The organism is Companilactobacillus pabuli, assembly GCF_014058425.1.
Taxonomy (GTDB): Bacteria; Bacillota; Bacilli; order Lactobacillales; family Lactobacillaceae; genus Companilactobacillus; species Companilactobacillus pabuli.
Map to the genome: position 1 here is coordinate 2,364,558 of NZ_CP049366.1, position 16,807 is coordinate 2,381,364.

The 16,807-nt window shown below is 35.1% G+C and carries 20 protein-coding genes; 15 read left to right on the plus strand and 5 right to left on the minus strand.

What is annotated here, in order from left to right:
• Positions 1 to 40: 40 nt before the first annotated feature.
• On the minus strand, positions 41 to 904 hold the full coding sequence (locus G6534_RS11440; RefSeq protein WP_182082920.1) for an SDR family oxidoreductase: 864 nt from the start codon (positions 902 to 904) through the stop codon (positions 41 to 43).
• Positions 905 to 981: 77 nt separating this feature from the next.
• Between G6534_RS11440 and G6534_RS11445 the strand changes: the two genes are divergently transcribed.
• Positions 982 to 1,731, plus strand: coding sequence for an alpha/beta hydrolase (locus tag G6534_RS11445; protein ID WP_059073836.1), 750 nt, complete (start codon positions 982 to 984; stop codon positions 1,729 to 1,731).
• Positions 1,732 to 1,781: 50 nt separating this feature from the next.
• Here G6534_RS11445 and G6534_RS11450 read toward each other — a convergent pair whose 3' ends face one another.
• On the minus strand, positions 1,782 to 2,432 hold the full coding sequence (locus tag G6534_RS11450) for a nitroreductase (RefSeq protein WP_182082921.1): 651 nt from the start codon (positions 2,430 to 2,432) through the stop codon (positions 1,782 to 1,784).
• 1 nt (position 2,433) lies between these two features.
• The gene (locus tag G6534_RS11455) at positions 2,434 to 3,321 is read right to left on the minus strand and encodes a LysR family transcriptional regulator (RefSeq protein ID WP_059073837.1); all 888 of its coding nucleotides are present in this window, start codon (positions 3,319 to 3,321) and stop codon (positions 2,434 to 2,436) included.
• A 115-nt stretch (positions 3,322 to 3,436) separates the two neighbouring features.
• Between G6534_RS11455 and G6534_RS11460 the strand changes: the two genes are divergently transcribed.
• The 7 genes from G6534_RS11460 (at position 3,437) to G6534_RS11490 (ending at position 9,727) form a co-directional block, all read left to right on the plus strand.
• Complete coding sequence (locus G6534_RS11460; protein ID WP_059073838.1) at positions 3,437 to 3,979, plus strand: DapH/DapD/GlmU-related protein; 543 nt, start codon at positions 3,437 to 3,439, stop codon at positions 3,977 to 3,979.
• Positions 3,979 to 4,728 (plus strand): SDR family oxidoreductase, encoded by a 750-nt coding sequence (locus G6534_RS11465; RefSeq protein WP_059073839.1) that lies wholly within the window; start codon positions 3,979 to 3,981, stop codon positions 4,726 to 4,728. The genes G6534_RS11460 and G6534_RS11465 overlap by 1 nt, the downstream gene beginning before the upstream one ends.
• Before the next feature lie 42 nt (positions 4,729 to 4,770).
• Positions 4,771 to 5,637 carry an aldo/keto reductase gene (locus G6534_RS11470; RefSeq protein ID WP_059073840.1) on the plus strand — a complete coding sequence of 289 codons (867 nt, stop codon included), beginning with the start codon at positions 4,771 to 4,773 and terminating at the stop codon, positions 5,635 to 5,637.
• 230 nt (positions 5,638 to 5,867) lie between these two features.
• Positions 5,868 to 6,524: a GNAT family N-acetyltransferase gene (locus G6534_RS11475; RefSeq protein ID WP_182082922.1), complete on the plus strand. Its 657-nt coding sequence runs from the start codon at positions 5,868 to 5,870 to the stop codon at positions 6,522 to 6,524.
• Positions 6,525 to 6,649: 125 nt separating this feature from the next.
• On the plus strand, positions 6,650 to 8,071 hold the full coding sequence (locus G6534_RS11480) for a hypothetical protein (protein ID WP_182082923.1): 1,422 nt from the start codon (positions 6,650 to 6,652) through the stop codon (positions 8,069 to 8,071).
• Between the two features lie 100 nt (positions 8,072 to 8,171).
• A complete protein-coding gene (locus tag G6534_RS11485; RefSeq protein WP_059073843.1) occupies positions 8,172 to 9,041 on the plus strand; it encodes an aldo/keto reductase in 870 nt (289 codons plus the stop codon).
• Positions 9,042 to 9,226: 185 nt separating this feature from the next.
• Entirely contained in the window at positions 9,227 to 9,727 is a 501-nt protein-coding gene (locus tag G6534_RS11490) for a cyclophilin-like fold protein (protein WP_182082924.1), read from the plus strand.
• Here G6534_RS11490 and G6534_RS11495 read toward each other — a convergent pair.
• Positions 9,724 to 10,605 (minus strand): LysR family transcriptional regulator, encoded by an 882-nt coding sequence (locus tag G6534_RS11495; RefSeq protein WP_182082925.1) that lies wholly within the window; start codon positions 10,603 to 10,605, stop codon positions 9,724 to 9,726. The genes G6534_RS11490 and G6534_RS11495 overlap by 4 nt on opposite strands.
• Positions 10,606 to 10,717: 112 nt before the next feature.
• On the opposite strand from G6534_RS11495, the gene G6534_RS11500 reads away from it, so the two are divergent.
• Positions 10,718 to 11,575 carry an aldo/keto reductase gene (locus G6534_RS11500; RefSeq protein ID WP_182082926.1) on the plus strand — a complete coding sequence of 286 codons (858 nt, stop codon included), beginning with the start codon at positions 10,718 to 10,720 and terminating at the stop codon, positions 11,573 to 11,575.
• A 51-nt stretch (positions 11,576 to 11,626) separates the two neighbouring features.
• Here the strand turns inward: G6534_RS11500 and G6534_RS11505 are convergent, their stop codons facing one another.
• On the minus strand, positions 11,627 to 11,869 hold the full coding sequence (locus tag G6534_RS11505) for a tautomerase family protein (protein ID WP_338025392.1): 243 nt from the start codon (positions 11,867 to 11,869) through the stop codon (positions 11,627 to 11,629).
• 237 nt (positions 11,870 to 12,106) lie between these two features.
• On the opposite strand from G6534_RS11505, the gene G6534_RS11510 reads away from it, so the two are divergent.
• The 6 genes from G6534_RS11510 (at position 12,107) to G6534_RS11535 (ending at position 16,754) form a co-directional block, all read left to right on the plus strand.
• Positions 12,107 to 12,961 carry a GRP family sugar transporter gene (locus G6534_RS11510; protein WP_182082927.1) on the plus strand — a complete coding sequence of 285 codons (855 nt, stop codon included), beginning with the start codon at positions 12,107 to 12,109 and terminating at the stop codon, positions 12,959 to 12,961.
• An 18-nt stretch (positions 12,962 to 12,979) separates the two neighbouring features.
• Complete coding sequence (locus G6534_RS11515) at positions 12,980 to 13,765, plus strand: glucose-1-dehydrogenase (protein ID WP_182082928.1); 786 nt, start codon at positions 12,980 to 12,982, stop codon at positions 13,763 to 13,765.
• A 121-nt stretch (positions 13,766 to 13,886) separates the two neighbouring features.
• A complete protein-coding gene (locus G6534_RS11520; protein ID WP_182082929.1) occupies positions 13,887 to 14,873 on the plus strand; it encodes a zinc-binding dehydrogenase in 987 nt (328 codons plus the stop codon).
• Between the two features lie 13 nt (positions 14,874 to 14,886).
• Positions 14,887 to 15,390: an SRPBCC family protein gene (locus tag G6534_RS11525; RefSeq protein ID WP_182082930.1), complete on the plus strand. Its 504-nt coding sequence runs from the start codon at positions 14,887 to 14,889 to the stop codon at positions 15,388 to 15,390.
• Positions 15,391 to 15,406: 16 nt separating this feature from the next.
• Positions 15,407 to 16,237 carry an SDR family NAD(P)-dependent oxidoreductase gene (locus G6534_RS11530; protein ID WP_182082931.1) on the plus strand — a complete coding sequence of 277 codons (831 nt, stop codon included), beginning with the start codon at positions 15,407 to 15,409 and terminating at the stop codon, positions 16,235 to 16,237.
• 13 nt (positions 16,238 to 16,250) lie between these two features.
• The gene (locus tag G6534_RS11535; protein ID WP_182082932.1) at positions 16,251 to 16,754 is read left to right on the plus strand and encodes a MerR family transcriptional regulator; all 504 of its coding nucleotides are present in this window, start codon (positions 16,251 to 16,253) and stop codon (positions 16,752 to 16,754) included.
• The last annotated feature ends 53 nt before the right edge of the window (positions 16,755 to 16,807 follow it).

Sequence of the window (16,807 nt, forward strand, 5' to 3'; positions counted from 1 at the left end):
TTTAATCATAGGTGGATTTTATAAATATTTCAATACGATTTTAAATAAAATAATCACGATAATCTTCGATATAATCCTTGATATTTCTAGGTTTATGACCGAGGACTTTTTCAGCAGTATCGGTGACTTCTTTGGCATTGCCTAATTGGGTAATCAAGTAGAGCATCACCATCACGTTGACAAAATCCTTTTTGAGACCACGTTTTAGCATCGTTTTGCGAAATTTCAATAAACTAGGTTTGCTATAAGTAATTTTGGTACCTAAAACTTGAGTCATGACCTGAGCGATTTCTTGGTAGTTCAAAGCTTGAGGACCAGTGATATTGAGCTTTTGGAAAAGATATTTGTCGTCAAGCATTGTGATACCAGCAATTTTACCAATATCGCGGGTGTCGATGAAACTTGTCCGAGAATTGCCAGCGGGGATGAAGAGGTCATGATGATTTTTGATGTCGTATAAGTGTGTTGTGTCGAGATTTTGCATGAAGAAACTAGGACGAATGAACGTGTAACGAATATTTAATTCTAGAATCATTTGTTCGATTTGATGGTGTGGTGTCATAGGATTTTTCTCAACACCTAACAGTGAAACGAAGACGATTTGGTCGATAGCGTGATTTTGAGCATAACGCAAGAATGGCAACATATCCTGTTTGGGATGTCCTAATTGTGGCGGACGTACGAAGAAGACCTTCGATACACCGTCAAAAGCGTCAGCAAAAGTAGTATTGTCCAAAAAATCAAATTTCTTAACTACAACATTTTCCATATCTTGGAATTTTTCTTGAGCTTTATCAGGATTGTGTGATCCGGCTACGATTTGAACATTTTTTTGTTTATTTAAGAACTCTATCAATGGGAAACCAATGTTACCAGTTCCACCGATAATTAGAAATTTTTCCATTATCCCACCTCAATACAATTATTTTTATCTTAATCATATATCTTTTAGTATTAGAATAATCAAAAGGAGTTGAAAAAATGAAGGTAGAAATTAAAAGAGATGGATTAACTTTACGAGGAGATTTTGTTAAACCAAAAACTGATAAATTTAATTTAGTTATTTTGATGCATGGTTTTACTTCTAATCGGGGGATAGAACCTAGTCAATTACTGTATCAATTGGCTCAACGCTTTGTGGCTGAAGGATTAGGCACATTGCGTTTTGACTTCAATGGTCATGGCGAAAGTGACGGACGTTTTCAAGATATGACGGTTTTGAATGAAATTGCCGATGGTAAAGCTATTTTGGACTACGCTCGCAGTCTTGATGGTGTCGAAAATATTTATTTACTGGGACATTCTCAAGGTGGAGTCGTGGCTAGCATGTTGGCTGGTTACTATCCTGAGAAAATTGCTAAGTTAGCTTTGTTAGCTCCGGCCGCAACTTTAAAAGATGATGCCCTAAAAGGTGACACTCAAGGCTATACGTATGATCCGAAAAATATCCCTGATACTTTACCTATCAAAAAAGGTTTAACTTTGGGTGGTTTTTACTTACGAACAGCTCAAACTTTGCCAATTTATGAGATAGCTAGTCAGTATCACGGGCCAGTTTGTTTAGTTCACGGATTGAAAGATACCGTGGTAAATAATATTGCTTCGAAACGTTACGATGACTGTTATACCAACGATAAATTGCATTTGTTAGATGATGCAGATCATGGATTTGAAATTAATAATTCTCGTCAAGAAGCTTTGAACATTGCGACAAAATTCATGTTAGATTAAAAAATAAACCTTGTTAGAATGTAGTTTTTCTACAATCTAGCAAGGTTTTTTTAGCCTTTGATTTTTAAAATATCATCTACAGGCACACGTTTTGAACGATAAGTATTAATAGTTGAATCTTGAGCATAACCAATTGCGATACCGACAACTAAAGTTTCATCGTCAGGGATATCGGTGAATTTTCTAACGACATCAGGGAAGCGAACACTGGTGTAATTAGGAATCGTATCGAGCCCTTTGTTTTGAGCGGCTAACATCAAAGTTTGACTGAAGGCCCCGGCATCAAAAATTGACCACTTGGAAGAGTTCTTCGGAATGGTGATGAAAAGCATAGCAGGAGTGCTGTATAAGTGAGAACTAGCGAAACTCATTTTCTCGTGAGCTTGATCAAAGTCGTCAAAGTGATGCACTATTTCGTGACGCCATTGTTTCATATTAGCTTGAGCGGCTTCACTCCAATCTTCTCGGTGCATGACCGGAAAGTCGGGATATCCTTTTTGAGAGTCTTTGTCTAAATAAGCTTGTTTGATATTGTCCAAAGTTTTACCAGTAGCGGCATAGACTTTCCAAGGTTGAGAGTTGACCCATGAAGGAGCTTTTTGAGCTTCTTGAACAATTTCTTTAATTAAATTCATTTTGACCGGTGTGTTTTTAAAGTCACGGACAGAATGACGGTCGTTGAGTACTTTTTCAAATTCCATATTAAACTTCCTTTTTAGTGATATTTTTGCGTAATGTTTCTAAGAATAATTTACCAACAGTTGGTAAGTTACGATTTTTATTCCAAATAATTGTGTTGGGTTCAGTCAGTTGTGGCTTTAATGGACGGAAAACCAAACCGTCGATTGAAGTCGTATCGATTAATTTATCATAGGTCAGAGCCATGCAAGCACCGGTTTTAACTAATAGTGCAGCGTTGAAGATCAAATTGTAAGTTCCGACAAAGTTGAACTGCTCAATCAAACCGTTACTCCAATCTTGGAAGGTCTTCTTACCTTGAACTTGGCGAGAAACCAACAGTGATCTACCAATTAAATCACTAGAAGAGATGCTTTCATGACTAGCTAGTGGTTCATCACGTTTCATAATAATTCCCCAGCGGTCTTCGGCAGGTAATTGTAAGGTATGGTAATTATCAAGTTTTCGATGCCCCATGATGATACCAAATTCTAAGATGCCACTGTTTAAATCAGCTTGAATCGTTTCGGCATCACCACTTCTGAAGTTGATATGAACTTCGGGATATTTGTGCATGATATCTTTGATAGTTTCCATGACACAATCTAACGCCATACTTTCACCAGCACCGATATCGAGTGTACCACTGACAACGTCTTGTTTTTGAAGGTTATAAGTTGTCTTGTTCACTAAAGCCAAAATTTCTTGTGCTCGTTCGAATAAGTAATATCCATCAGGAGTCAATTGTAGTTGTCTTTTTCCACGAATGAAGAGCTTGGTACCTAGTCTGGTTTCTAGTTCATTGATTTGTCTGGACAAAGCCGGTTGGGAAACGTGTAACATTCGAGCAGCTTTTGACATATTTTGTTCTTGAGCAATTTTAATAAAGTATCTCAAAACTCTAATATCCATTGTCACACCTCTATTATAAGTAAATGTTATAGATAACCATTATCAATGAGTATTTAACATTATAATAAACAGTTCGTATAATAAATTCAATCATTAAGAGAAGTGAGGTGTTTTGTTGGAATCACAAATGAATTTAGATACCAAAGCCTATGAACAGATTGAAAAAATTATTCCGATTAATCAAAAATTAGTCCAAGAATTAAATACTGGTGCTCACAGTAGTGATGAAGTTCGTCAAACTGTTAGTCAAATTATTAATGAAACAATAGATCCATCGACTGAAATCAGATTACCATTTTGGACAGATTTTGGTCGCAACTTACACATTGGTAAAAATGTTTTTATCAACTCAGGTTCAATGTTTACCGATATGGGTGGCATTTATCTAGGAGATAACGTCTTGATTGGACCGAATGTTACGATTGCTTCAGTTAATCATCGCATTGATCCTAAACAGAGACGTCATTTAGATTTAAAGTCAGTTTACATTCACGATAACGCTTGGATTGGCAGTAATGTCACAGTTACTCCAGGTGTCGTCATTGGAGAAAATTCTATCGTTGGTGCTGGAGCGGTCGTTACTAAAAATGTTCCCGCTAATACCATCGTCGGTGGTGTACCGGCACAAATTATTAGAACTATTAAAGGAGAAAATTAATGAGTTTACAAGATAAAGTAGTAGTAATTATGGGTGCCTCAAGTGGAATTGGAGCTGCCACAGCTAAATTATTAGCTTCAAAAGGTGCTAAGGTTACGATTGCAGCCAGAAGAATGAATCGTTTGGAAGAAATCAAACAAGCAAATCCTGATAGTGATATTTTGGCAGTTGAGGCTGATGTTACTAAAGCAAAAGAAGTTCAAAATGTTGTCGATCAAACCGTTGCTAAATTCGGTCGTGTCGATGCTCTTTACAATAACGCAGGAATTATGCCAGTAAACAACTTAGACCAAATCGCGCAAGACGAATGGCAAAACATGCTCGATATTAATGTTAAAGGTGTTCTCAATGGAATCGCAGCTGCTTTACCAGTTATGAAAAAGCAAAAGAGCGGTCATATCATTACAACATCTTCAGTTTTAGGTTATGAAGTATTGCCAGGCTATGCTGCTTATTCAGGAACTAAGTATGCCGTTAGAGCAATCATGGAAGGACTTCGTCAAGAAGAACACCAAAACAATATCAAGACCACTATTATTGCTCCAGGATCTGTTAAGACAGAACTGTATAAGTCAGTTAATAATGGTGCAGCTCATGATGGTTTGGAAAAAGTTATGCAAGCTTCAGGAACACAAATGACATCCCTGAATCCAGAAGAAATTGCCCAAGCAGTAGCTTTTGTCATTGATACACCAAAGAATATGGCCGTCAACGAAATGGTAATTCGTCCTACAGGACAAGAAGTCTAATAGAATATATAATGAAAGCGATACAAAAAGAGGAGGAAGTTTATGTCAATTTTTGATGAAACATTCACAATGAACAATGGAGTTAAGATTCCAAAACTAGCTTTAGGAGTTTGGGAAATTCCTGATGATAAGGTAGCTGACGCCGTTAAATCTGCTGTGGAGATTGGATATCGTCACATCGATACTGCTCAAGCTTATGGCAACGAACGTGGTGTTGGTGAAGGTGTTAAAAACGCTGGAGTTTCACGTGATAAGTTATTCGTTAATTCTAAAGTTGCAGCTGAAATCAAGAACTATGATGAAGCTAAGAAATCTATCGATGAAACTTTGGAAAAGATGGGCTTAGATTATTTGGACATGATGATTATCCACAATCCTCAACCTTGGAAAGAAGTAAATCAAGGTAACGACCGTCACTTTGAAGGAAATTTGGAAACTTGGCGTGCTATGGAAGATGCTGTCAAAGCTGGTAAGTTAAAGACTATCGGTGTTTCTAGCTTTCAAAAAGAAGATTTGGACAATTTGATCAAGAATTCTGACACGAAGCCTGCAGTTAATCAAATTCAAATCCACATCGGCGATACACCAAGTGATTTGATTAAGTATTCTCAAGATAATGGCATTGTTGTCGAAGCCTTCTCACCAATTGCTCACGGTGCTGCTATGAATGATGAAACAATCAAGCAAATGGCCGCCAAGTACAATGTTTCTGTTCCACAATTGTGCATTCGCTATGATTGGCAATTAAATGTTGTCGTTCTACCAAAAACAGCTAACCCAGATCACATGAAGTCAAATGCTGATATCGACTTTGAAATTTCAGCTGAAGATATGAAGACTTTGGCAAAAATCGATCAAATGAATTATGGAGATGCTAGTGCTTTTCCAGTATTCGGTGGTAAAATCTAGAGCAACATGTTATCTTTAAGATAATAAAAATTCAGGAGAAATGCTTGATGATTGTATCTAAGTAAGGATTATAAAATTTGAACAGAGAAAAATAGCTTTCTTTGTTGTACCCAAATTGCCTTACAGATATTATCAAAGTGTTTTGATAAAAGTCCTTAAGTGCAGTTTGTCGACTGCACTTTTTTTGTATTCTGAGAGGCGATTTACTAATCAAGAAGGAATATAAAAAATTGACTAAAGAAATTAAATTAAGAATAGAAACAAAATCAGATTATAAGAAAACAGAAATCATGTTGCGCAATGCTTTTTGGAATGAATTTCAACCGGGCTGTGTCGAACATTATTTAATGAATAAAATTAGAAACCATCCTCGTTTTGTATCAGAGTTGGATACGGTCGCAGTAGTAGGCGATGAAATTGTCGGTTGTGCCGCCTTTTTGGAAGATAAAATCCAAGGTGACGACGGCAAAACACATTCTATCTTGTGTTTAGGACCTTTGGCAGTAGCACCGGAATATCAACAAAATGGCCTCGGTGGACGATTAATTGAGCATTCGAAAAAACTAGCTTTGAAATTAGGTTACAACGGGATTATCTTGTACGGAGATCCTAATTACTATAGTAGAAAAGGTTTTGAACCAGCTAAGAATTACAATATTAGAATGGCTAATGATAAGTTTGCGACAGTCTTGCAAGTTGCGCCATTGTACCAAGGTGCTTTAAAAGATTGTGCAGGTAAATATGTTGAAGATGAAGTTTATGGTGTGAACCAAATCGAAGTGGATATCTTTGATGCACAATTTCCTTTCAAAGAAAAAGTAACTAATAATGCTTCACAATTACATTTTCAGAAGTTGATTGAGTCGCAGGATGTGGAATTGGGATAGTATTATAGTGATAATGGATATAATTTTTCTGAAATAGAAAACTAAATAGGAAGAGATGGGATTTTTAAGTTAAATTCCATCTCTTTTTGATGTCTTTCGGTATCCTATTACTAGGAGAAGAAATTATGAAAAAAAGACATTTATCAGATATAACATCAGATTTTTTAAAAAGTGAAGAATATTTTAGATTGAGTAGTCAATCCAAAGAAAATGCGCAAGCTTTGGTAAAGAGTATTGGAGATACAGCCGAATATACTGGTCATGGAGATTATACGAAATGGGATGCTGATTTTATAGCTCCCTTTACGTTGGGATTGATCAGAAATTTAAGCGATGAAACACAATATTCTTTAGAATGGTTTAATCTGACTTATGAAGTTTTAAAGTCAGTTTTGAAATTTTTGGCCAGAACCAAACGGATAAAAATATCAGCTGTTATGATGGATAATTTGCTTCAACTTATTGAATCACAAACTCTATTTGAAAAAACCGATAGTTTTATCTTAGAGCCAGAATATCAAGATCCGTATTTACCACAATGGACACCTCATGTAGCAGATAACATTTCTACTTATGTTTCACAATGGTTGAAACTTTATGAAGAAAGCTCAGCTTGGGAAAAACGTCCTAAAGGCGTAGACAAAGGCATGATAGAAATTTTGATGAAGTTGATGACGGAGAGTGCCTATAATGTTTACCGGAAAACTCCCAAAACTTGGACCAAATTTGTTATTTGTGAAGTAATGAGAAATCAATTTGTAGAGAAATTAGATTTAAGCGTTGATGAATATAAATTGATTGTCCCTGCAATGTCTTCAATGTTAGATTATCTTGGTAAAAGAGCATTACTTAATTCTAAGAAAGTCGAAAATTATAAAAGGTATTTAGCGGCTGGTGAAGCTGACATGTTAGAAGCGGCTAAGGACCCAGGAAATTATGGCGCCAGCAAGTTGATTTATCAAGAAATGCAACGCCGTGGGCTTGATATTAACAATAGAGCTGAAGTTGAAAAGTTTATTCAAGAAGTAAATGATAATGGTGGAATCGATAGTCTTTTGCCAAAAGAAATAGTTGATAAGCATAACTTTACTGAAGAAGAAATGCGTTTTGTTTTGAATCATCCTGAACATCTGGATAGTATCATTGATAGGTTTTCAGTTGGTTTGGAAGAGATTGCAGATGAGCATATTAGTGTACACAACAATCATCGTTGGAGCAGAAAGCAATTTGAACGAATTGAGCGTAATGGTATAAAAGATGGCATAAAAGTATGGCTTGATAAGGACAAATATAAACTACCTAAATATTTGAAAGCTATTGATGCTATGGCATACGTCGTTTCACTAGAAACAAGAATATATGCAAGAACTTTAGAAATACCGAAAAATTGGTCGATAGAAACTTGGCAAATGATTGCTGGTTCCTTTGATTCTGGAATGGTAAAAGAAAAAACCATCGTAAAAGCGCTAGTTCAATTTAAAGCAGATGAAAGAGTTATTGATCAAATGTTGGCAAATCAGATTTTGAATCTTTTTGCCAAAATATAGGTATACATTAGATGTATACTACTATGTTATTTTAGTAATTTTTTAATCATGAATTACGTCTTATACTAGTCATAACGAATAAACAAGAAGAGGTAATTATATGACAAACATTCCTACATTCAAATTAAACGATGGCACAGAAATTCCATCATTTGGTTTCGGAGTTTTCCAAATTCCTGCAGACGGAACTACTTATAAGGCAGTTAGCGATGCTTTGAAACTCGGCTATCGTCACATTGATACAGCGGTCGCATACTTCAATGAACAAGAAGTCGGCAAAGCTATCAAAGACAGTGGCATTCCTCGTGACCAAATTTGGGTAACTTCAAAAATGTGGCTCCAAGATTATGCCTATGAAGATGCTAAAAAGGCGATTGATCTTTCACTTAAAAAATTAGGTTTAGACTATATTGATTTATACTTGATTCACCAACCATACGGCAAAGTTGACGAAGCTTGGAAAGCTATGGAAGAGGCTAAAAAAGCTGGCAAGATTCGTTCAATTGGTGTTTCTAACATGACTCCTAAGATTTGGAATAAATTTGTGCCTAAGTTTGCGACAATGCCTAGTGTTAACCAAGTTCAATTTGACCCATATTTCCAACAAAAGGAACTACGTCAAATTATGGCTAAAGCACACGTAACTCTAGAAGCCTGGGGTCCACTTGGCCAAGGTAGTAAGGAATTGTTCAGCGAACCATTGTTGAATGACCTAGCTAAGAAATACGGTAAAGATGTTGGACAAATTATCCTACGTTTCGAACATCAAGAAGGTGTGATCGTTTTTCCTAAGTCAGTTCACGAAGCAAGAATTAAATCTAACAAAGATATCTTTGATTTTGAATTGACTTCAGATGAAATGGATTCAATCAGAGCCTTGGACCGTAATGGTAAAGGCATGCACAATCCTGATGCACCTGGTGTTGAAGATATGTTGTTGAATGCTTTTGATGTCCACGCTAATGATTAATAATAGATAAGAAAAGAGCTCTCAGATTGTTATGCCTGGGAGCTCTTATTTTGCATAAAAAATTGAATGTACATGAGACACATGCATAATAAAATGTAATAGTTAATAATAGGATATAAGTATTTAACATGAAACTCATTTCCGCTTAAAATAAATCTAATCTAAAACGTAGGTGGTTTATTTTAATGAGAAAAATTTCAAAATTAATAATTTTTACAATGGTGCTGGTATTTTTAGTCGGTTGCGGACAGAAAAAACAAACTTCGCAAACTAGCACTTCAAACAATCGTGTCAGTCAAGTAACAACTTCAGAAAAAAACGAACGGACCAAAATAACAGTCAATATTAATGGAACCAAGTTAAAAGCACATTTGAATAACTCTAGTGCTGCGAAAGCTTTTGCCAAGGAATTGCCAACAAATTTAAAGTTTAGAGATTTCATGGATATGCCAGAAAAAGTTGCTGACTTGAATCATTCTTTAATAACTAAAGGGATGCCCAAAGGTCATAAAGGAACTAAAGGTGCCATTGGCTATTGGTCACCACAACAACGAATCGTCTTTTACTATGGTACAGAAGATTATTATGAAGGAATTCATATTATCGGATCTTTTGATTCAGACAATTATAAAGACGTCGTAAAGAATATGGGGAATGATGTTAATGTCACAATTTCGAAAGACTAATTTAAATATTTACTCCAAGAACTAGACATTGTTTTAAGAACAGATGCAACTTGTTTTTGGTTAGTCTTCAAATAAGCAGCGTAAAAATCCATCTTACTAGATTCATCGCTGATAGGAACGTTGATTTGGTCGTGATCGGAGAAATTGTCATCAGGATTAATTTTAGAAATATTAGTTGTGAAGTAAGGAAAATCAGAATATTTAGTAATTTCAGAAAAGGCTTCACGTTGTTCTTGATAAAGAAATTTGGCATCAGGAATTTTACCTTCAGCAACTTTTTTCCAAACGCCAATATCTGATAGGACGATAAAACTCAGACCTTTCAAATCATTAAATGAAACTGACTTTTTATTGGCTAAGAGTGTGAATTGGTTGAGGTTGACGGATAAACGTTCAGTTCCGATATATAATGATTCAATTTTGTCGGTCATGAGTTCCTGATTAGTCAAAATGAATGAGTAATCGTGATTCAAAAGCTTTCCAGAAACATCTTTTGTATCCATTAGCTTGTGGTCCAAGTCAAGATTGGTATCAGCTAGTTTGGATGATTGAATCTTTTCCAATAAAATCAAGGGACCTGGGGCAACCGAGCCAACTGTGATATTTTTGTGGTTGTAGTCATATTTCTTAACTGTTTCAATCAATTGATTGTTTTGGTCAATAACTTTTTGAGCTCCTTTAGCAGCCAATTCACCAGTTTTGGTCAGGGTAATCCGATTAGGTTGACGATCAAAGATTTGCACGCCAAATTCATCTTCTAGTTTTTGCATCCCTCGAGTAACTGTCGGTTGTGTCACCAATAAGTGTTGAGCCGTGGCGGCTAGAGTGCCGTATTTTTTAAATGCAACGAGTTCTTCTAATAAGTAGTTTTCTATCATTTTGCACCTCACAGTATACATTGAACGTATGGTAGCATATCAAACAAGTAATTTTCAAATGATAACCATGATTATAAAATGTAGTCATCAGATAAAAGAAGAGGTAGTAAAAATGCAAAACGTTAAATTAAATAATGGAATGGAAATGCCCCAATTAGGTTTTGGAGTTTTTCAAATAACAGACTTGGAACAATGTAAACAAGCAGTCTTAACAGCTATCAAAAATGGATACCGTTTGATCGATACGGCTGCAGCCTATCAAAATGAAACTGCCGTTGGTGAAGCTATCAAAGAATCAGGCGTTAGTCGTGAAGATTTATTTATCACTTCTAAGTTGTGGGTTTCAGACTTCACTTATGACCGTGCCAAAAAAGGTATCGATACTTCTTTGAAAAATCTCGGCTTAGATTACCTTGATATGTATTTATTACACCAACCATACGGTGATACTGTCGGTGCATGGAGAGCTTTGGAAGAGGCCCAAAAAGAAGGTAAAATTCGTGCTATCGGAGTTTCAAACTTCTACGCCGATCAATTGAAGGATTTGGAACTAACAACTAACATCAAACCAGTTGTTAACCAAATTGAAGTTAACCCTTGGTATCAACAACCTTCAGAAGTAGATTTTGCCAACAGAGAAGATATTCGTGTCGAAGCTTGGGCACCATTCGCTGAAGGAAAACATGATATTTTTACTAACGAAACGATTGCTAAAATTGCTAAGAAATACACTAAGACTAACGGCCAGGTAATCCTTAGATGGCTCTTGCAACGCGGTATCGTGGTTATTCCTAAGTCAGTTCACGAGGATAGAATTAAAGAAAACATCGATGTCTTTGATTTTGAATTGAGCGCTGATGATATGAAAGTTATGAGCAGCTTGGATAAGAATGAAAGTCAATTCTTTGACCACCGTGATCCAGTTACGATTGAACAAATCTTTGGTTCAAGTTTAGCTAAATTGAAGTAATTAAAAATCCTGCTAGAAATTAATCTAGTAGGATTTTTTGTGTATGTATTTCTAATTTAATTTTCCGTTGATAAATTGTGCTTCACCATTACCAAAGCTCCAGTCTTCTTTAGTATTAGGCGTGATATTTATCATTATGTCTTCTGGTGAAATACCAGTTTTTTCATGTAGTTCTTTAACTAATTTGCAGTAAAGGTTTTCCTTGTCAGCTAATTCTCTAGGACTGGAAGTCAAACTAAACATTAAGAAATCTTTTGTTCGAGTAAATCCTAAATCGACATCTTCAATAATCATTTCTTCAGGATCGTGTTGAGTTACGATTTGATATCTATCTTTAGGTAGTAGGTGGAATTCTTTAGAAGCAACTTGATAGCTGATATCTAGAATTTATTTGATAATTCCTTTAAAGAAATAAAAGCATACGTTTAAAGTATACTATCATACTTATCTAGTAATTTTTTTCATGAAACAACAGCTGTACACTTACTTATGTTGTTTGAGAGATATAAAAATTACGGAAGTGGATAAAATATGAGTATCATTTTAATGTTATTACCAGCTCTGGCTTGGGGGATTTTGCCCTTGGCTGTATCAAAAATAAATGGGAAACCTATTAATCAGATATTTGGAACGGCTGTTGGAACATTGATAGTCAGTATAGTTGTTCTATTAATAATGAGGCCAAGTATTTCCATTGGGACCTTTCTATTAGCAGCCCTGGCAGGTGGATTTTGGATCATCGGTCAATTAGGACAGTATAATGCGTATAGAGAAATCGGTGTTTCGCAAACAATGCCAATTTCGACGGGACTTCAACTGATTGGGACATCTTTAATAGGAGTTTTTCTTTTTGGAGAATGGGTATCAACTAATGCTAAAATTTTTGGCTTTTTAGGAATTATTCTTTTGATTATTGGCGTTTTCTTGACGGCTAAAAAAGATCAAAAGAGTTCTTCGACAAACAATCAAACCAGAACCTTAGTGATGTTAATTTTAACGACAATAGGTTTTCTAGTCTATAATTCCATTCCTAAAGCTATGACATCTTCCGGGCTAGCCATCTTTTTCCCAGAATCAGTGGGTATGGTAATAGCGGTACTACTCTATATAATATTCACCCGTCAGCCAAAAATATTGAAAGAAAAGTCTAGTTGGCAAAGTTTACTAGCAGGATTCATCTTTTCAATTGCTTCGGTTACTTATATCTTGTCAGTTCGTGACAACGGTGTTAATTCGGCCTTTGTCGTTTCGCAACTATCAGTAGTTATTTCTACTATTGGTGGTATGGTTTTCTTGCGTGAAACGAAAAGTCGACATGAATTACAATTAACGATTTTTGGGTTAGTATTGATTGTTATAGGGGCCGTTGTTACCACATTATTTTAAATTTTGGAGGAATCAATTATGTACAAAGATTTGAATAAAAAAATTGCTGTAATCACTGGTGGCTCAAAAGGAATTGGAACGGCCATTTCTGAAAGATTCGGTAAAGAACATATGTCAGTTGTAATCAATTATCACAGTGATGAAAAAGGTGCTCAAGAAGCTGCTACAGCTGTAGAAAAAAATGGTGGTAAGGCTGTTATCGTTCAAGCCGATGTTTCGACTGAAGAAGGTAATCAAAAATTACTTCAAGCTGCTTTAGATAATTTCGGCGATTTGGATGTTTGGGTCAACAATGCTGGTATGGAAATCAAATCAGCTACCCATGAACTATCACTTGATGACTGGAACAAGATGGTTGCCATTGATCAAACTGGTGTCTTCTTAGGTTCTAAAACTGCCTTAGCTTATTTCAAAAAGAATAATAAAAAAGGCAATATTATCAACATGTCATCAGTTCATGAACAAATTCCATGGCCAACATTTGCTGGATATGCAGCTGCTAAGGGTGGCGTAAAATTGTTCACTAAGACAATAGCAATGGAATATGCTAAAGATGGTATTCGTGTCAATGCTATTGGATCTGGTGCTATCAATACGCCAATCAATGCTAAGAAATTTGCTGACAAAGAACAATATGACCAAACTGTTTCTATGGTTCCAATGAACCGAATCGGTAAACCCGAAGAAGTAGCTGCCGGTGCTGCATGGTTAGCTTCTGATGAATCAAGTTATGTTACAGGAACAACATTATTCATTGATGGTGGGATGACACTTTATCCAGCATTTATGAATGGTCAAGGATAATAAATGTTTTTAAAGATGCGAAAGCATCTTTTTTTTTGCAAAAAAATAAATTAAATGCTTGTGCTGGAGCTGACTCCAGGATATAAAGTATGTTTATTCTTTGATGGAAAGGAATAATCATATGAATTCAGTAATAATTAACGACGATGGTAGTTTTTCTGATAAACCGATGGGAGAACTATATCCAACTGGCTCAGATATTTTGGTAAAAGTTAAAGCAATTTCAATCAATCCAGTTGATATAAAAAAGAATCCCCACACTGCTAATTCTAGAGTTCTAGGATTTGATGCAGCAGGCGTAGTTATTGAAGCCGGATCTAAAGTAAATAAATTTCATAAAGACGATTTAGTTTTTTATTCTGGAACAACACAAAGAGCTGGAAGTTATGCTGATGAACAATTAGTTGATGAAAATCTCGTATCTTTAGCTCCTAATAATAATTTTAATGATTTAGCCGCAATGCCATTAACTTGGTTGACCGCAGCGGAAATTTTATTTGAAAAATTAAATTACTCTCAGAATCCTGCAGATAATAATAATGAAACCATTTTAGTAATCAACGGTGCTGGTGGAGTTGGCTCAATTTTGACCCAATTAGCGCATTTGATTGGTTTAAAAGTAGTAGCAACTAGTAGTCCTAAAAATTATCAATGGTTAAAGAAGAACCATGTCGACTATCAAATTGATTACCATAAAGACTTAGTTCAACAGATTAATGATTTAGGTTTAACAATCGACAACAGTATTAATTTATTCGATACAGGACGATATTTTGACGAAACAGTGGAATTAGTTCGCCCATTTGGACATTTGGTCAATATTACGGGAACTAATACACCAGTTGATGTTAGAAAATTACAACAGAAATCATTGAGCTTTGATTGGGAATTGATGTTTACCAAGAGTAAATATAATTACCGTACTCAAAGTCAAGGTGAACTATTGAATTTACTCGGTGAACTTATATCAGAAAATAAGATTCATTCCACAAGAACTAAGACTATAAAGGCGCCACTCAATGCTGAAACAATAAAAAAAGCACATGAGATTGTTGGTGGACACCATATGGTCGGAAAATTAGTAATAGAAAATCAAACAAACATTTAAGGAGAAAATTAATATGAAATCAATTAATTGGTCTACAGAATATTTACCAGGAACAACAGATAACTTCGTCTCAAATGAAGTTATCAGTAATCAAGTCGACATCGACACAGTTTGGAGTAATTTAGTTGATACGTCTAAATGGGAAACTTATTACGACAATGCCACAAATATCGTTTTAAGTGATAAATCTAGTTCTTTATTAAAATTTGCCGAAAAATTTCATTTTGACACTTTTGGATTCCCAATTGATGCTCAAGTAATGGAATTAGTCAAACCAGTTGATGGAAAAACTGCTAGATTGGCATGGCACGGTTGGCAAAATGGTGATGAAGATACTCAATTCGATGTTTATCATGCTTTTTTGATTGAAAAATTAGATGATGGTCGAATTAGAATAATTACCCAAGAATCACAAATTGAGAAACCCGCTAAAGATTTAGCAAAACGGGATCCTAATCCAATGTTGAACGGTCATCAAAAGTGGCTAGATGGTTTGATCAATATTTCTAAAAAATAATAAGGAGTAAATTAATATGACAAAAACATGGTTAATAACAGGAACTTCAAGTGGATTTGGTAAAGAATTGGCACAAATAGTGGCCGCTAATGTTGATAATAATTTAATCGCAACTGCCAGAAAGATGTCAGATTTAGATTATTTAGATAAATACGATGATAGTAAAATTCTTAAAGTGATTTTGGATGTAACTGATACACCTAAGATTAAAGATGTTGTTAAGAGTGCATATGACCGTTTCGGAAAAATTGATGTCTTAGTTAATAACGCTGGTTTAGGATATTTCTCTACTATTGAAGAGAGTGATATGCAACAAGTTCATTATATGTTTGATGTTAATGTTTTTGGATTAGCAAATATGACTAATGCAGTTCTACCTATCATGAGAAAACAAAAGAACGGAATCATTGTTAATTTGTCTTCAGCTTTGGCATTGACGACACTACCTACAATGGGTTTTTACAGTGCTACTAAATATGCTGTGGAAGGATATTCTGATACTCTTCGTCAAGAAGTTAGTGACCTTGGTATCCAAGTAATGAATGTTGAACCTAGTGGAGCTAGAACCAATTGGTCTGGTCGTTCTTCTAAGAAAGTCAAACCAACGATTAATGACTATCAAAAATTCTCAGATGACATTAATAGCGTTCCTGATTCTGTTACATCGGCACCCGGAGATCCACAAAAAATTGCTCAAGTGATTTATAATCAAGTTATAAACGGAAAAGAATTACCTAAACACCTACCATTAGGACAATTTGCTTTTGAGGGTGGTATTAGTAATTTAGAGAGCATAGTTGATGAAATAAAGAGTCGACGTGATCTTTCTGTATCAACAGATGATTAATGAGGTTAACAAAATGACTTATAGCATTGGTCAAGTTTCTAAAATATTAGGTGTAACGATTGACACTATTCGTTACTATGACAAGTCTGGTATATTGCCATTTGTTAAGAGAAATGAAATTGGTAGAAGAGAATTTACTGATAATGATATTCACTTAATGAGGACAATAGTTTGTTTAAAAAATGCTGGCGTATCAGTCGCTGATATTTCTAAATTTATCAACTTCAGATTACAAGGTGATAGTACTTTAACTAAAAGGTACAATCTTTTAGAGGAACATAGAAAAGACCTCCAACAACAAATAACAGATTTACAAGATACGATGAGTTATTTGAAATTTAAAGAATGGTATTATAAGACTGCAGTCGATGCAGGTACGGAAACCATTCATTTTGTGAAAGGTACAAATGAGGTTATTCCAAATTTAGCAGAAGAGTATACTAAACACTTGAAAGATGAAAACAATTTGGATGAACTTAAAAGATTTTCTAATGTTAAAGATTATCGTAATAAATAAGAAGATTCATCAATTGATGAGTCTTTTTTGTGTTTATAATTGGCTTGAGGGGG

Excerpts from the sequence above, each read along its gene's own strand:
- G6534_RS11485 (WP_059073843.1), top strand. The coding sequence starts at position 8,172 with ATGACAAACATTCCTACATTCAAATTAAACGATGGCACAGAAATTCCA.
- G6534_RS11455 (WP_059073837.1), bottom strand. The coding sequence starts at position 3,321 with ATGGATATTAGAGTTTTGAGATACTTTATTAAAATTGCTCAAGAACAA.
- G6534_RS11500 (WP_182082926.1), top strand. The coding sequence starts at position 10,718 with ATGCAAAACGTTAAATTAAATAATGGAATGGAAATGCCCCAATTAGGT.
- G6534_RS11490 (WP_182082924.1), top strand. The coding sequence starts at position 9,227 with ATGAGAAAAATTTCAAAATTAATAATTTTTACAATGGTGCTGGTATTT.
- G6534_RS11480 (WP_182082923.1), top strand. The coding sequence starts at position 6,650 with ATGAAAAAAAGACATTTATCAGATATAACATCAGATTTTTTAAAAAGT.
- G6534_RS11445 (WP_059073836.1), top strand. The coding sequence starts at position 982 with ATGAAGGTAGAAATTAAAAGAGATGGATTAACTTTACGAGGAGATTTT.
- G6534_RS11465 (WP_059073839.1), top strand. The coding sequence starts at position 3,979 with ATGAGTTTACAAGATAAAGTAGTAGTAATTATGGGTGCCTCAAGTGGA.
- G6534_RS11440 (WP_182082920.1), bottom strand. The coding sequence starts at position 904 with ATGGAAAAATTTCTAATTATCGGTGGAACTGGTAACATTGGTTTCCCA.
- G6534_RS11515 (WP_182082928.1), top strand. The coding sequence starts at position 12,980 with ATGTACAAAGATTTGAATAAAAAAATTGCTGTAATCACTGGTGGCTCA.
- G6534_RS11450 (WP_182082921.1), bottom strand. The coding sequence starts at position 2,432 with ATGGAATTTGAAAAAGTACTCAACGACCGTCATTCTGTCCGTGACTTT.
- G6534_RS11535 (WP_182082932.1), top strand. The coding sequence starts at position 16,251 with ATGACTTATAGCATTGGTCAAGTTTCTAAAATATTAGGTGTAACGATT.
- G6534_RS11495 (WP_182082925.1), bottom strand. The coding sequence starts at position 10,605 with ATGATAGAAAACTACTTATTAGAAGAACTCGTTGCATTTAAAAAATAC.
- G6534_RS11470 (WP_059073840.1), top strand. The coding sequence starts at position 4,771 with ATGTCAATTTTTGATGAAACATTCACAATGAACAATGGAGTTAAGATT.
- G6534_RS11525 (WP_182082930.1), top strand. The coding sequence starts at position 14,887 with ATGAAATCAATTAATTGGTCTACAGAATATTTACCAGGAACAACAGAT.
- G6534_RS11510 (WP_182082927.1), top strand. The coding sequence starts at position 12,107 with ATGAGTATCATTTTAATGTTATTACCAGCTCTGGCTTGGGGGATTTTG.
- G6534_RS11520 (WP_182082929.1), top strand. The coding sequence starts at position 13,887 with ATGAATTCAGTAATAATTAACGACGATGGTAGTTTTTCTGATAAACCG.
- G6534_RS11505 (WP_338025392.1), bottom strand. The coding sequence starts at position 11,869 with ATGATTATTGAAGATGTCGATTTAGGATTTACTCGAACAAAAGATTTC.
- G6534_RS11530 (WP_182082931.1), top strand. The coding sequence starts at position 15,407 with ATGACAAAAACATGGTTAATAACAGGAACTTCAAGTGGATTTGGTAAA.